11 protein-coding genes are annotated in these 12,555 nt (G+C 68.9%); 7 read left to right on the top strand and 4 right to left on the bottom strand.

Features of this window, described 5'->3' with window-relative positions; all coding sequences use genetic code 11:
• The first annotated feature begins 1 nt into the window (after window position 1).
• From cmk to mscL, 5 genes are all read left to right on the top strand, one after another.
• Entirely contained in the window at window positions 2–646 is a 645-nt protein-coding gene (cmk, locus tag AC1RJ9_RS26360) for a (d)CMP kinase (RefSeq protein WP_492841409.1), read from the top strand.
• Between the two features lie 150 nt (window positions 647–796).
• Window positions 797–2,506 (top strand): 30S ribosomal protein S1, encoded by a 1,710-nt coding sequence (gene rpsA, locus AC1RJ9_RS26355; RefSeq protein ID WP_492841407.1) that lies wholly within the window; start codon window positions 797–799, stop codon window positions 2,504–2,506.
• 115 nt (window positions 2,507–2,621) lie between these two features.
• Window positions 2,622–2,981 (top strand): hypothetical protein, encoded by a 360-nt coding sequence (locus AC1RJ9_RS26350; protein ID WP_492841405.1) that lies wholly within the window; start codon window positions 2,622–2,624, stop codon window positions 2,979–2,981.
• A 201-nt stretch (window positions 2,982–3,182) separates the two neighbouring features.
• Complete coding sequence (locus AC1RJ9_RS26345; protein ID WP_010921415.1) at window positions 3,183–3,473, top strand: integration host factor subunit beta; 291 nt, start codon at window positions 3,183–3,185, stop codon at window positions 3,471–3,473.
• Window positions 3,474–3,555: 82 nt separating this feature from the next.
• Window positions 3,556–3,975: a large-conductance mechanosensitive channel protein MscL gene (gene mscL, locus AC1RJ9_RS26340; RefSeq protein WP_492841402.1), complete on the top strand. Its 420-nt coding sequence runs from the start codon at window positions 3,556–3,558 to the stop codon at window positions 3,973–3,975.
• Here the strand turns inward: mscL and AC1RJ9_RS26335 are convergent.
• Entirely contained in the window at window positions 3,968–5,197 is a 1,230-nt protein-coding gene (locus tag AC1RJ9_RS26335; protein ID WP_492841400.1) for a flavin monoamine oxidase family protein, read from the bottom strand. The two genes, mscL and AC1RJ9_RS26335, sit on opposite strands and share 8 nt — an antisense overlap.
• 35 nt (window positions 5,198–5,232) lie before the next feature.
• Window positions 5,233–8,094, bottom strand: coding sequence for a M16 family metallopeptidase (locus AC1RJ9_RS26330; RefSeq protein WP_492841398.1), 2,862 nt, complete (start codon window positions 8,092–8,094; stop codon window positions 5,233–5,235).
• A gap of 163 nt (window positions 8,095–8,257) precedes the next feature.
• Between AC1RJ9_RS26330 and AC1RJ9_RS26325 the strand changes: the two genes are divergently transcribed.
• Window positions 8,258–8,845 carry a biliverdin-producing heme oxygenase gene (locus AC1RJ9_RS26325; protein WP_492841396.1) on the top strand — a complete coding sequence of 196 codons (588 nt, stop codon included), beginning with the start codon at window positions 8,258–8,260 and terminating at the stop codon, window positions 8,843–8,845.
• Entirely contained in the window at window positions 8,814–11,348 is a 2,535-nt protein-coding gene (locus tag AC1RJ9_RS26320; protein ID WP_492841394.1) for an HWE histidine kinase domain-containing protein, read from the top strand. Before AC1RJ9_RS26325 ends, AC1RJ9_RS26320 begins: the two co-directional genes overlap by 32 nt.
• Window positions 11,349–11,478: 130 nt before the next feature.
• On the opposite strand, the gene AC1RJ9_RS26315 is transcribed toward AC1RJ9_RS26320, so the two are convergent.
• Complete coding sequence (locus tag AC1RJ9_RS26315; protein ID WP_492841392.1) at window positions 11,479–11,910, bottom strand: thiol-disulfide oxidoreductase DCC family protein; 432 nt, start codon at window positions 11,908–11,910, stop codon at window positions 11,479–11,481.
• A complete protein-coding gene (locus AC1RJ9_RS26310) occupies window positions 11,907–12,464 on the bottom strand; it encodes an SRPBCC family protein (protein WP_492841476.1) in 558 nt (185 codons plus the stop codon). Before AC1RJ9_RS26310 ends, AC1RJ9_RS26315 begins: the two co-directional genes overlap by 4 nt.
• Window positions 12,465–12,555: the final 91 nt, after the last annotated feature.

The raw sequence follows: 12,555 nt of genomic DNA, 5'->3' as shown, positions 1-12,555 counted from the left end.
CGTGGCGGGTTTCGTCATCGCCGTCGACGGCCCCGCCGCCTCGGGCAAGGGCACCATAGCCGGACGCCTGGCGGCGCTTTATGGCTATCCCCTGCTCGACACCGGCCTGCTGTACCGCGCTGTCGGCGTGGGCGTGCTCGCCGGGGCGGGAGATCTGGACGACCCGATCGCGGCCGAGGGCGTGGCGCGCACCCTGGATCTCTCGGACCTGGACCGCGCCGAGGTGCGGACGCGCGCGGCCGGCGAGGCCGCCAGCCGCGTGGCCGTCCATCCCGGCGTTCGGGCGGCCCTGTTCGATCTGCAGCGTGATTTCACCCGGCGCGAGCCCGGCGCGGTGCTGGATGGGCGCGACATCGGCACGGTGATCGCTCCCCGCGCGCCGGCCAAGCTGTACGTCACCGCGCGTCCCGAGGTTCGCGCCCAGCGGCGCTGGAAGCAGCTGACGGAACAGGGCGAGGTCGTGGATTTCGAGGATATCCTGGCCGATATCCACAAGCGCGACGCGCGCGACGGCGGCCGCAAGGACGCGCCGATGACCCAGGCGCAAGACGCCGTCTTGCTCGATACGTCGGAAATGACTATAGAGCAGGCCTTCGATGCGGCCCGCCGTATCGTCGAGGACGCGCGCGCCCATCACCGGCTCTAGCCGGTAGGGCAAATCCACCGCCGACCTCGCCGCGATAGAGAGAACATCGCGGGACCGCAGAAAACCCACTTCATCCGGAATCCCGAGAACCGCTTTCTCCGGCGGCGCTCGCCACAGGGCTTCCCCCAACCTACGAGACTAAACATCAGCATGGCTGACGATATGAGCTTCAACCCGACGCGCGACGATTTCGAAGCGCTGCTGAACGACTCGATGGGCGGCCGCGATTTCGCGGAAGGCACCGTCGTCAAAGGCAAGGTCGTCGGGATCGAAAAGGACTTCGCGATCATCGACGTCGGTCTGAAGACCGAAGGTCGTATTCAGCTGAAGGAATTCGGCGTCGACGAAGCCGGCAAGGCCACCATCAAGATCGGCGATTCGGTCGAAGTCTTCCTGGAACGCCTGGAAAACGCCCTCGGCGAAGCGGTCATCAGCCGCGAAAAGGCCAAGCGCGAAGAAGCCTGGACCCGTCTGGAAGGCGTCTACGCCAAGAACGAACCCGTCATGGGCGCCATCGTCGGCCGCGTGAAGGGTGGCTTCACCGTCGACCTGGGCGGCGCTTCGGCCTTCCTGCCGGGCTCGCAAGTCGACATCCGTCCGGTCCGCGACGTCGGTCCGCTGATGGGCAAGGAACAGCCCTTCGCCATCCTGAAGATGGACCGTCCGCGCGGCAACATCGTCGTCTCGCGTCGCGCCATCCTGGAAGAAGCCCGCGCCGAGCAGCGCACCGAACTGGTGTCGCAGCTGCAAGAGGGTGAAATCCGCGAAGGCGTCGTCAAGAACATCACCGACTACGGTGCGTTCGTCGACCTGGGCGGCATCGACGGCCTGCTGCACGTCACCGATATGAGCTGGAAGCGCGTCAACCACCCGAGCCAGGTGCTCGCCGTGGGCGACACCGTGAAGGTCCAGATCGTCAAGATCAACCCGGACACCCAGCGCATCAGCCTCGGCATGAAGCAGCTGCAGTCGGATCCGTGGGACGGCGTGGAAGCCAAGTACCCGGTCGGCGCCAAGTTCACGGGCCGCATCACCAACATCACCGACTACGGCGCGTTCGTTGAGCTGGAAGCCGGCGTCGAAGGCCTGGTGCACGTCTCGGAAATGTCCTGGACCAAGAAGAACGTCCACCCCGGCAAGATCGTCTCGACCTCGCAGGAAGTCGACGTGGTCGTGCTGGACGTCGATCCGTCCAAGCGCCGCGTTTCGCTGGGCCTGAAGCAGGCTCTGGCCAACCCGTGGGAAGCCTTCCTGGAAGCGCACCCGGTCGGCTCGACCGTCGAAGGCGAAGTCAAGAACGCGACCGAATTCGGTCTGTTCGTCGGCCTCGACAACGACATCGACGGCATGGTGCACCTGTCGGACATCGACTGGAGCGTCCCGGGCGAAGAAGCCATGGCCCGCTACAAGAAGGGCGACCTGGTCAAGGCGAAGGTTCTCGACGTCGACGTCGAGAAGGAACGCATCTCGCTGGGCATCAAGCAGCTGGCTGGCGACCCGATGTCGGGCGACACCTACCGCAAGAACCAGACCGTGACCGTCACCGTCACGGAAGTCACCACGGGCGGCATCGAAGTCCGCTTCGGTGAAGACGACGCCCCGATGACCGCCTTCATCCGCAAGTCGGACCTGTCGCGTGATCGTCAGGAACAGCGCCCCGAGCGCTTCGCCGTGGGTGACCGCGTCGACGCTCAGATCACCAACGTGGACAAGGCCGCGCGCCGCGTCTCGATGTCGATCAAGTCGCTGGAAATGGCCGAAGAGAAGGAAGCCATCGAGCAGTTCGGCTCGTCGGACTCCGGCGCTTCGCTGGGCGACATCCTGGGCGCCGCTCTGCGCGAGCGCGCTTCCAAGGAATAGTCTTCTTCCCCCTGTGGGTTGAAGTCGGCGGCGGCGGGAGTAATCCCGCCGCCGTTTTCTTTTGCGCGAAACCCTGCCACACATTGCCTGAGGTTGAGCGTTTCGGGGGTGTGGCGTGTTTCAGCGTTGGGCGGCGGTGGCCGCGGTTTCGGTTCTGGCCGTGGGGAGCGCGGCCCGGGCCGACGACAAGCCCGCCTACGGTCCGCCGGCCCCATGGGTGAAAGTCGCCGAGGTCCCGGCCCCGCCCGGCGACGACCAGGCTCCGGCCGTGCAGGCGGTGCTGGACGACACCCAGGCCCTGCTCGGCCAGGAGGGCCTGTTCCGCTACGTTCGCCGCATCGCGCGGGTCACCAAGCCCGAGGGGCTGTCCTCGCCCGCGTCTTCGAGTCCGACCAGAGCATCGGCCGCGAACTGCCCTTCGATCAGGTCGAGGAGGCCAACAGGGTGCGTCGCCGGCTGGCCGAGCAGGCCCTGATCATCCGCGCGCCGAAGGGTTCGTGAGACCTTTTCATGGAGGGTGGCGGACGCCGAAACCGCTCGCACCTTCGGCTGCCACCCTCTTGGCCATTAACCGAACCCCGTTCGAGAATCTCACGCAACCCCTTGAAGACTCAGCCATCGTTGGGCAAAGGTCCGCTCGCGCCTTTCTCCTCCCAAGGGCGTTCCGGGGATATCGATGATCAAGTCTGAACTCATCGCCAGGCTCGCGAATGAAAATCCGCACCTGACGCAGAAAGACGTCGAACGCGTGGTCGGCGTGATCCTTGAGCGCATGATCGGGGCCCTGGAGGATGGCGGCCGCGTCGAGCTGCGAGGCTTCGGCGCGCTGTCGGTCCGCTCGCGTCCCGCCCGCACCGGCCGCAACCCGCGCACCGGCGAGGCGGTGGACGTCCGCGCCAAGCACGTGCCGTTCTTCAAGAGCGGCAAGGAACTGCGCGCCCGCCTCAACGCCGACGGCGACGAATAAGAACGATTGTCTCCCAGGGTTGACCCTGGGACGCGAACGCCCTCAGCCTCGGCGCCGTATTTGAGGCAGCGAGAGTTTCGTCATGAGCGTCGTCAAGGAATTCCGCGAGTTCATCGCCCGGGGCAACGTCATCGACCTGGCTGTCGGTGTGATCATCGGCGCGGCGTTCAATGGCATCGTGAAAAGCCTGGTCGACCAGGTGATCATGCCGCCGATCGGGCTGCTGACCGGTGGTCTCGACTTCTCGAAGCTGGAATGGGTGCTTCGGCCCGAGGATCCGGCCACCGAGGCGGTCGAGAAGGTCTCGATCATGTACGGCGCCTTCATCAACACCCTGATCCAGTTCTTCATCGTCGCGTTCGTGGTGTTCCTGCTGGTCAAGGTGGTCAATGGCATCCGCCGCCAGGACGCCGAGCAGCCCGCGCCCAGCGCCCCGCCGGCCCCGACGCCGGAAGAGAAGCTGCTGACTGAAATCCGCGACCTGCTGGCGACGCCTAAGTAAGGCTCGCGATCGCCGCTCGCGCCGCCGCCTGGCCTGTCAGCCAGGCGCCGTGGGCGGTGGAGAAGAAGTTCGGGCTGCAGGCCTCGCCGGCGAAGAACAGGCGCTGGTCGACCGGCGCGGCCAGCGCGGCCCGCGCGCCGGCATGGCCGGGCAGGGCGTGGGAATAGGAGCCGCCGGCGAAGGGATCGGCGGCCCAGTGCGTCTCGGCGATCACGTGTACCTTGGATCGGATGTCGCCGCCGTAGACCGAGACCAGCCCCTCGACCGCGAAGGCCGCCGCCGCGCCAGGTCCCTGCCCCTCCAGCGCGCGGGCGTGAGCGCCGCCGAGGAACACCTCGATCACCGGCTTGTGCAGCGGCCGCAGGTGATAGGCCCCGGTCGCCGTGATGTGGGGATCGGAATAGAGCTGGGTCTCCGGCGGGAACATCTCCGGTTCGTCCAGCCGCAGGAACACCTTGTCGGCCAGACCCAGCGGCAGGCCGGCGGCGGCGTCCAGCTTATCGGGCAGGGCGGGCATGAAACGAAGGGCGCCCGTGGCCAGGATCGCGGTGGGCGCGCAGACGATCACCGCCCTGGCCGAGATCGTCCCCAGCGCCGTCTCCAGCTCCACGCGGTGACCGTCGTGACGGATCATCGAGACAGGGCAGGACAGGCGCGTCGGCAGGTGGCCGCCGAGGCGCGCGATGGCCGCGCCATAACCCTCGGCGACCCGCCAGTCGACCTCGGTGTCCTCGTAGGCGGCGTAGTCGTGCAGAGAGACCTGGTCGAACTCCGCGCCGTTGTAGAAGGCGCTGAAGGCGTTCAGCAGCGGGGTCCAGCGGCTGTCCGGGTCCAACAGGTCGGACGCCGGCCGGTCCGGACCGCCGTCCTGGGCCGCCGCCTCGATCCGCGCGTCCAGGGCCTGGAATGCCTCGCCGAATTCGGCGCGCGCCTCGCGGCTGAAGATCGGGCTGTCGGCGATATTGGCCCAGGGCGGCGGGGTCCTGTCGAGGGTCAGGCCCAGGGCCCCGACCCTGGCGACCAGCGGGTTCACGTCGGCCGAGTGCAGCCATTCGCAGCCAAGGTCGATGGGGCCGACGGATGTGTGGATTGTATGGGCGCGGCCGCCGAGACGGTCGCGGGCCTCCAGCAGCACGCCCGTCAGACCGCTGGCGGCCACGGCCTCGGCGGCGGCCAGCCCGGCGGCGCCGGCGCCCACGATCGCGATGTCGACCTCGTCCATGAGACCTCAATCGGATCGTGGGACCAGCCGTTCCGTTATTTGGTCAGGCTCGACGCGTCGAGGTCCAGCTTGTCGGCCGGGATCACCGTGGCGTTCGGCGCGGCCTTGGCCAGGTCCGCGCCCATGGCCTTGGCGTCGCCGGCGACGATGACGCTCATCTGGGCCGGGTCCAGCTTGGCCTTGGCGAAGGCCTGGACCTCCTCTGGCGTCACGGCCTCGACCTTGGCGGCGTAGCTCTGGATCTCGGTCAGCGGCACGCCATAGACGGCGTAGTTGCCCAGAATGTTGGCCAGGCCTTCCGACGTGCCGAGATCACGCCCGAAATTGCCGACCAGCACCGACTTGCGCGCGGCCAGCTCGCCGGCCGAGGCCGGTTCGGCGCCCAGGCGCGTCAGCTCGGCGCGGGTCAGGGTGACGACCTCGCCGGCCGACGCGTTCTTGGTCTGCACGCGGGCCGAGAAGCCGCCGAAGCGGCCCTGCGGCGTCAGGCTGGAGCCGGCCCCGTAGGACAGGCCGCGCTTGATGCGGATCTCCTGGTTCAGGCGCGAGCTGAAGCCGACGCCCAGCACCGTGTTGGCGACCACGCCCTGGTAGTAGTTCGGGTCGGCGCGGGTGATGGCCGGCTTGGCCAGCACCACGGCGGCCTGGCCTGTGCCGGGCAGGTCGATGACGACGTTGCGCGGCGTGTAGCCCGTGGGGGCGGCCGGCTGGGCGGGCGGCGTCGTCGCGGGCTTCTTCCAGCCGCCGAACGCCTTCTCGGCGAGGGCGAAGCCGGCCTCGGGCGTCAGGTTGCCGGTCAGCACCAGCACGGCGTTGTCCGGACGCCAGTAGGCGGCGTGGGTCTTGGCCAGATCCGCGCGCTTGATCTTCGGCAGCGAGCCGGGCGTGCCGCCGGCCACGTGGCCATAGGCCGATCCGGCGTAGAGCACGGGCGCGGTGGCGAAGGCGGCCAGCGTGCCCGGACGCTGGAACGAGACCGACAGGCCGTCCAGGGTCTCGGTGCGGACGCGGTCCAGCTCCTCGGCGGAGAAGGCCGGGCGCTCGGCGACGTCGGCCATGATGGCCATGGCCGGGGCGGCGTTGTTGGCCGTGACGCTGAGGGTCAGGGAGGCGGCTTCCCAGCCCGAGCCGGCTTCCAGATTGGCGCCCAGGGCCTCGGTCTCGCGGGCGACCTGGGTGGCCGAGCGCGTGGTGGTGCCCTCGGTCAGGAGTTCGGAGGTCAGGCTGGAGACCCCGGCCAAGCCGGCGGGGTCGGAACTTGCCCCGCCCTTGACGGTGAGGTCGGCGGTGATCAGCGGCAGGTCGCTGGACTTGGCGACGATGACCCGCAGGCCGTTGGCCAGGGTCTTTTCGGCTGGGCTCGGCATCACGGCCGGTACGGGCGCGCCGATGGCCGGCGGCTTCTGGCGCTCGTCCTCGGGCGCGAGCGTGGTGACCGCGCCGTCGAACTTGACCGAGGCGACCTTGGGGATCGGCGGCGTGGCGTCCTTTTCGCCGGCCGGCCGGTCCTTTTCCGGCAGGTAGCGGATCACCGTGCGGCGATCGTCGGCCAGGTATTTCTTGGCGACGCGCTGGATGTCGGCGGCGGTGACGGCCTGCAGCTTGGCCAGGGCGGTGTTGGCGACGGCCGGATCGCCCTCGGTTTCAAGGGCGTAGCCGATCGCGAAGCCGCGGCCGTCGATCTCCTCGCGGCGGCGGACGGCGTCGGCCAGCAGGCCGGCCTTGGCCTCGGCGAGCTCTGCGGGGGTGACCAGGCCGTCGCGGACGCGGGCGACTTGCGCGCGAAGCGCGGCTTCGCCTTGGGCGACCGTCTTGCCGCCGGCCATCACCGCGCCGACGTAGAACAGGCCCGGCTGGGCGTTGTTGGGGGCGCTGGAGAACACCGACTGGGCGATCTTCTGGTCGTAGACCAGGCTGTCATAAAGCCGCGACGACTTGCCGGCCGACAGTACCGCGTCCAGCACGGTCAGGGCGGGCGTGTCCTTGTCGGCGGCGGCCGGGGCCAGCCAGGTGATGGCCAGGGCCGGCAGCGGCACGTTGGGACCGTAGGTGTTGACGCTCTTGGGGCCCGTGCGGGGCGGCTCGACCACGGTGACCTTCGGGATCGTTCCGGCCGGCGTCTTCAGGGAGCCGAAATACTGGTCGATCATCGCGTCCAGCTTGGCCTGGTCGAAATTGCCGACGACGATCAGGGCCGCGTTGTCCGGCCGGTAGTAGGTGGCGTGGAAGGCGCGGACGTCGTCGACCGTCGCCGCGTCCAGCTCCTCGATCGAGCCGATGCCCGGGCGCTGGTAGGGGTGGGCGGTGAACGACTGCTGCGGAATCGACAGGGCGAAAAAGCGCCCATAGGGGTCGGCCAGAACGCGCTGGCGCAGCTCTTCCTTCACGACGTCGCGCTCGGAGGCGAACACCGCCTCGTCGATGACCAACGACTTCAGGCGATCGCTTTCGGCCCAGAGCAGACGTTCCAGGTGGTTGGCCGGCGCGACCTCGTAATAGTTGGTGAAGTCGTCCCAGGTGGAGGCGTTGTTGAAGCCGCCCACGTCCTCGGTCAGGCGGTCCAGCGTCTCGCTGGGCATGTTGCGGGTGGCCTTGAACATCAGGTGTTCGAACAGGTGCGCGAATCCCGACCGTCCGCGCGGATCGTCCTTGGAGCCCACGCCGTACCAGACCTGCACCGAGACGTTCGGGGTCGTCGCATCCCGCGAGGTGTAGACCTTCAGGCCATTGGGCAGCACGCGCTGCTGGTAGACGATCGGTGGGACCTTGATCGCGGAAGCAGCGGGCGCGGCGACGGCGGCCTTCGGCTTGGCCTGGGCGGCGGCGTGGGCCAGCGGCGAAAGCGCCGTGGTGGAAAGAGCCGCGGCCATGAGGGCCAGCTTGGCGGTGCGGATCATGCGCGAAGGTCTCCTGAACAGTCCGGCGGCGACCCTATCACCGGGCCCCGCACGGTAAACCTTACCGTCCTGTTATGTGGAGGGAACGGGGTGGCGCCGCCCACGTTACCTCGAATTGTCTCGCCCCCTCAGCGTGAAGGGCTCGATTCGCGTAGGGGGAAATTTGTCCGACACTTTGCTTCGCGACCGCCTGCGCGCGGCCACTTCCGACAGCCACGCCGCCCTGGACGCCCGAGTCGCCGGCTGGCGGATCGAGACGTCGCCGGGCTACCGCGCGTTCGTGTCGGCTTCGGTCCTGGCCGTCGCGCCGCTGGAACTGGCTCTGGAGCGAGCGGGGGTCGCCGACTGGCTGCCCGACTGGCCCGCGCGTGTCCGCCGCATCGCCCTGGCCCGAGATCTCGCCGCCCTCGGCCTGGACACGCCGCCGTTCGCCGCCGCCCTCGTTCCATCGCCGGACTTCGGGGCCGGCCTGCTCTACGTCCTGGAAGGCTCGCGTCTGGGCGCCCGCTTCCTGGCCCGTCAGGTCCGCGCCTCCGGCCACGGCCTGCCGCTGGCCTATCTGACCCAGGGCGAGGGCGACGACCTCTGGCGATCGTTTCTGGCCTGGCTTGAGAAACCCAATGTCGGGACTCGGACAGACGAGGTGGAGGCCGGGGCGCGATATGGCTTCCAGTGTTTCTCGGACGCGTTCGAGACGATAGCCCCGCCTGGAGCCCTGAATGTCCGAACCGGCGCCCATGTCGGGGTTTGAGGTCGATCTGACCAACTGTGACCGGGAGCCGATCCACACCCTCGGCTCGGTACAGCCGTTCGGTTTCCTGCTGGCCGTCAATTCCGACTGGCTGGTGGTTCACGCCTCGACCACCAGCCTGCGCTATCTGGGCCTGGCCCCCGCCGACCTGATCGGCAAGCCCCTGAGCCAGGTGCTGAGCGGTCACGCCATCCACAACATCCGCGGCCGCCTGCAGATCATGCGCGGCGCCGACGCGATCGAGCGGATGTTCGGCCAGCCCCTGGTCGACGGCGGCGAGGACTTCGACCTTGCCCTGCACTATTCCGGCCGCCTGCTGATCATCGAGGGCGAGCCCAGCCATCCCGATATCCTGATCGAGGCCGCCTCGGCCGTGCGCTCGATGACGACCCGCATCGCCGCGCGACCGACCTTCGAGGACTTCTGCCACGAGGCCGCCCGCCAGGTGCGGGCCCTGACCGAGTTCGACCGGGTGATGGTCTACCGCTTCGCCCACGACGGCGCGGGCGAGGTGATCGCCGAGTCGGTGCGGCCGGGCGTCGGCTCGTTCCTGGGCCAGCGCTATCCGGCCTCGGACATCCCCGTGCAGGCCCGCGCCCTCTACGAACGCAACTGGCTGCGGATCATCGCCGATGTCGACGCCGAGGTCTCGCCGATCATCCCGCCGACCAGCCCGGCCGGCGAGCCCGTCGACCTGTCGATGAGCATGCTGCGCGCCGTCTCGCCGATCCACATCGAGTACCTGCGCAACATGGGCGTGGCCGCCTCGCTGTCGATTTCCATCCTGCGCGACGGCAAGCTGTGGGGCCTGTTCGCCTGCCACCACTACGCGCCCAAGCACATCAGCTATGAGCGCCGCACGGCCGCCGAGCTGTTCGGCCAGCTGTTCTCCCTGACGCTGGAGAGCCGCGAGCGCGAGATCGAGACCCGGCGCATGGCCGAGGCGCGCAATCTGCACGACCGGATGATGAGCGCCGTGGTCAGCGCTCCCCAGGGGGCGGACAGTCTGATCCCGTTCCTCGACGACCTGTGCCGGCTGGTCGGCTGCGATGGCCTGGCCCTATGGCTCGAGGGGCGACTGACCCTGCGCGACTCCACGCCCGACGCCAGCGACGTCCACACCCTGTTGCGGGGGCTGCGCGAGAAGGACACCCATTCGGTGTTCGCGACGAACGAGATCGCCGGCCTGCTGCCGTCGGCGGCCGTCTGGTCGCAGAAGGCGGCCGGCATGATGGCCGTGCCGCTGTCGCGCGCGCCGCGCGACTACCTGATCTTCTTCCGCAAGGAGGAGGCCAAGACCCTGGTCTGGGCCGGCAAGCCGGCCAAGCTGGTCCAGGTCGGCCCCCTGGGAGACCGCCTGACCCCGCGCAAGAGCTTCGAGGCCTGGGAAGAGACGGTGCGGGGCCAGAGTCGGCCGTGGACCACGGTCGAACGTTCGCTCGCCGAGAGCCTGCGCACCAGCCTGCTGGAGATCGTCTTCCGCCTGACCGATCTCGCCGACGAGGAGCGCCAGCGCGCCAACCAGCGCCAGGAACTGCTGATCGCCGAGCTGAACCACCGGGTGCGCAACATCCTGGGCCTGATCCGGGGTCTGATCAGCCAGAGCAAGGCCGGCGTCTCGACCGTCGAGGCGTTCGCCGAGGTGGTCGGCGGTCGCGTCCAGGCCCTGGCCCGGGCCCACGACCAGATCACCCGCCATCAATGGGGACCGGGCGCGCTCAGCGACCTGATCACCGCCGAGGCCGAGGCCTATCTGTCGACCAAGGCCGAGCGCGTGCGTCTCAAGGGCGCGCCGACCGCCCTGGCGCCGGACGCCTTCTCGATCCTGTCCCTGGTCATCCATGAGCTGATGACCAACTCGGCCAAGTATGGGGCCCTGTGCGATCAGCGCGGCCATGTGGCGATCGACTGGGCGCGCGACGCCAAGGGCGACCTGATCATCGACTGGCGCGAGCGCGACGGTCCGCCGGTCAAGCCGCCGACCCGCCGAGGCTTCGGCTCGACGATCATCGAGCATTCGATCCCGCACGATCTGAACGGCGAGGTGGCGCTGGACTACCGGCCCGAGGGCTTGCAGGCCCGCATCCGCATCCCCGGCCGCTACGTCTCCAGCGAGGGCGTGACCGCGGCCGTGAGCCAGCCGCGCCGCGCCGACACGCCGGTGCGGGCCCCCGAGCGGATGCTGGTGCTCGAGGACAACATGATCATCGCGCTGGATCTCGAGGACATGCTGGTCCGGCTGGGCGTCAAGCAGGTCATCGTCGCCTCCAGCGTCGCCCAGGCTTTCGAGGCCCTGAGCAACGAGACGCCGCCATTCGCGATCCTGGACGTCAATCTGGGCCAGGAGACCAGCTTCCCGGTGGCCGAAGCCCTGCAGGACGCCGGCGTGCCCTTCGCCTTCGGCACCGGCTTCGGCGACAGCGCCGCCTTCCCGGACCGGTTCAAGGAGACGCCGGTGCTGCAGAAGCCCTACAGCGCCGAGAGCGTGGCGGCGTTGTTTTAGTGTGGTGGATTTGAAGTTCGCCCGCACTTGGATCAGGCTCTGAGCGAACTTCAAATCCAGAAAGCACACTAGAAACATAAACTTACTAGCGTCCTTCAACCCATTGCGGCCCGCTGAAGCGCCCCTTCCGTCAGGTTGGCGGATCCAATTCCAGCACGAACCGCCCTCGCTGCTGCGGCGTCGGGACGATGCAGTGGCCCCTCCTGCCCATCAGCCGGTAGCGGTTCGTCGCGATCCAGTCGTAGGCCGCGTCGGTCGGGCCGCGCGGCAGGTGGTCGATGAACGCGAACCAGCGCCAGGGGGCGTCCAGCCGGCGCAGCAGGGCGCCGATGGCGGCGGTCTTGGCCAGGGGGCGGCCGTGGTCGAGGAACAGGAAGCTTTCGGGCGTTTCAGGATCGACGCCATGCGCCAGGGCGAGCTCACGGCCATAGGGTGACTGAATGGGCGTGAACCGGATCACGCCCTTGCGGTCCAGGCGCAGGACCGCCTGCACCGAACCCGTACAGATGTTGCAGACGCCGTCGAACAGCCAGAGGCCGTCGGGCTCGTCCGTATCCGTCATCGTCCCTCGCATTCGCGTCGCAGCGCCTTCAGCGACTGTGGCACGTCGCGGCGCATCATGCCGCTGATCATGCCGGCCGGGAGGGCGAAGGGCGCGGTGGCCCACAGGTCGTAGGTGACGCGGGTGCGCAGTCCTCCGTCCAGCGGCTCGAGCCGCCAGGCCCCCTCGCAGGCCCGAATGTCGCCGCCTATGCAGGCGAAGCGGATCAGCCGGTCGGGCTCCACGGTGACGCGCGAGGTGGAGCGCAGGCTCGGCAGGAAGAAGCCCCACTTGACCGTGTGCTCGCGGATCTCCGTCCCGTCCGGCGCGCGCGAGAGCACGCGGCAGCTCTTGACGCCCGGACTCATGCGGGCCGCGCGGTCGCAGTCCAGGATGATGCGGAACACCACGGCCGGCGGCGCGTCGATCTCGACATTGGCCCGGACCACGCCGCGCCCGTGGTTGTCGGCATGCGCCTGGACGGCGATGCCGTCGCCCTTCGTCTCCCACTCGGCGTCGGCCCGGGCGGGACCCGCCAGGGCGATGAGGAGGGCGAAGGGGACCAGCCGGCGCATCATGCTGAAGCTAACGCGCCGATGTGGCTTTCGTCAGGCGCGGTCACCGCGTTTTTGGCGATGACGGTTGGCGTTCACGCCCCGGCGCGAT

The organism is Caulobacter sp. GW822-FHT07D08 (assembly GCF_058798735.1).
The sequence above is the reverse complement of the archived record's forward strand: the minus strand, read 5'-3'. Positions and strand labels throughout refer to the sequence as shown.

Coding starts and splice junctions, on each gene's coding strand:
- rpsA (WP_492841407.1), top strand. CDS start 797: ATGGCTGACGATATGAGCTTCAACCCGACGCGCGACGATTTCGAAGCG.
- AC1RJ9_RS26345 (WP_010921415.1), top strand. CDS start 3,183: ATGATCAAGTCTGAACTCATCGCCAGGCTCGCGAATGAAAATCCGCAC.
- mscL (WP_492841402.1), top strand. CDS start 3,556: ATGAGCGTCGTCAAGGAATTCCGCGAGTTCATCGCCCGGGGCAACGTC.
- AC1RJ9_RS26335 (WP_492841400.1), bottom strand. CDS start 5,197: ATGGACGAGGTCGACATCGCGATCGTGGGCGCCGGCGCCGCCGGGCTG.
- AC1RJ9_RS26330 (WP_492841398.1), bottom strand. CDS start 8,094: ATGATCCGCACCGCCAAGCTGGCCCTCATGGCCGCGGCTCTTTCCACC.
- AC1RJ9_RS26320 (WP_492841394.1), top strand. CDS start 8,814: ATGTCCGAACCGGCGCCCATGTCGGGGTTTGAGGTCGATCTGACCAAC.
- AC1RJ9_RS26315 (WP_492841392.1), bottom strand. CDS start 11,910: ATGACGGATACGGACGAGCCCGACGGCCTCTGGCTGTTCGACGGCGTC.
- AC1RJ9_RS26310 (WP_492841476.1), bottom strand. CDS start 12,464: ATGCGCCGGCTGGTCCCCTTCGCCCTCCTCATCGCCCTGGCGGGTCCC.